Source organism: Kitasatospora sp. NPDC049258 (genome assembly GCF_040678895.1).
In the GTDB taxonomy this organism is placed as follows: domain Bacteria; phylum Actinomycetota; class Actinomycetes; order Streptomycetales; family Streptomycetaceae; genus Kitasatospora.
This window is the reverse complement of record NZ_JBFAQT010000110.1, coordinates 1-1,568: the sequence shown is the minus strand read 5'-3', so window position 1 is coordinate 1,568 and position 1,568 is coordinate 1. Positions and strand designations below refer to the sequence as shown.

The following is a 1,568-nucleotide window of genomic DNA, read 5'->3' as shown; positions in this document are numbered from 1 at the left end:
ACCCGATGACCATTACGCCGGGCATCCGACAGACGCTCCAGCACCACCATCCCCACACCCTCGCCCCAGCCGACACCATCAGCCGAATCCGCGAAGGCCTTGCACCGCCCGTCCGGGGCGAGCCCGCGCTGACGCGAGAACTCGACGAAGGTGGTCGGGGTGGACATCACCGTGACACCGCCCGCCAGGGCGAGCGAGCACTCACCACTCCGCAGCGCCTGCGCCGCCAGGTGCATCGCCACCAGCGAGGACGAACACGCCGTGTCGACCGTCACCGCCGGACCTTCCAGACCCAGTGCGTACGAGACCCGGCCCGAGGCCACGCTGCCCGCGCTGCCACTGCCCTGGTAGCCCTCGAACTCACGCCCGCCGAGCAGGCTCGCGTAGTCGCCGTACATCACACCGGCGAAGACGCCCGTCCGGCTGCCGCGCAGGGTGACCGGATCGATCCCCGACCGCTCGAACGCCTCCCAGGACGTCTCAAGCAGCAGCCGCTGCTGAGCGTCCGTGGCCAGCGCCTCGCGGGGGCTCATCCCGAAGAACTCCGGGTCGAACTCCCCCGCGTTGTACAGGAATCCACCCGAGCGCGTGTACGAGGTACCCGCGTGCTCAGGGTCCGGGTGGTAGAGCGACTCCACCTCCCAGCCACGGTCTAGCGGGAACCCGCCGACCGCGTCCACACCCTCCGACACGAGCTGCCACAGGCCCCCGGGCGACTCCACCCCACCCGGGAACCGGCAGGCCATCCCCACGATCACCACCGGATCGTCCGCCAGCGTCGGCAGCATCCCCGTCTCAGCCAACTCGGCCTGTCCGCCGAACAGCTCCTCCGTCAGGAAGCGCACCAGGGCATCGGCCGTCGGGTAGTCGAACACCAGGGTCGCCGGAAGCTGAAGACCCGTCACCGCTCGGAGCCGGTTGCGCAGCTCCACCGCCGTCAGCGAGTCGAACCCGAGATCCTGGAACACCCGGGTCGGATCCACATCGCCCGAGCCCGCGTGGCCCAGCACCCGAGCGATCTGACCGCGCACCAGGTCGAGCAACTGCTCACGCCGCTCGTCCGCGCCCAGCCCGGACAGCCGCTGCGCCAGACCGCGCGCAGCACCGGAGGCCGCCGCCCGGCGGACCGATACCCGGACCAACCCGTGCAGCAGAGCCGGGATTTCGCCGACGGACCGCAGGGCCGCGAGGTCCAGTCGGACCGGTAGCAGCACGGGCTCGGCCGTGGCCGTGGCAGCGTCGAACAAGGCCACGCCCTGCTCCTCGTCGAGCGGCGGAAAGCCGCCACGCGTCATCCGCTCGACCTTGGCCTCGGTCAGCTCGCCCGTCATCCCGCTGGTACCGACCCACGGACCCCAGGCAAGGGACACACCCGGCAGCCCGAGCGTCCGGCGGTGCGCCGCGAGCGCGTCCAAGTAGGCGCTGGCAGCCGCGTAGCTCGCCTGGCCCGCGCTCCCGAAGGTACCCGCGACCGAGGAGAAGAGGACGAACGCCGTCAGGTCGAGATCCTTGGTCGCCTGGTGCAGGTTCCACGCGGCATCGGCCTTCGGCCGCAGCACGGCCGACAC

At 71.3% G+C, this 1,568-nt stretch carries 1 protein-coding gene; it reads right to left on the bottom strand.

Features of this window, described 5'->3' with window-relative positions:
- Positions 1 to 1,568, bottom strand: a 1,568-nt coding sequence (locus AB0K43_RS31415; RefSeq protein ID WP_363645822.1) for a beta-ketoacyl synthase N-terminal-like domain-containing protein, incomplete at both ends; no start/stop codon positions are given.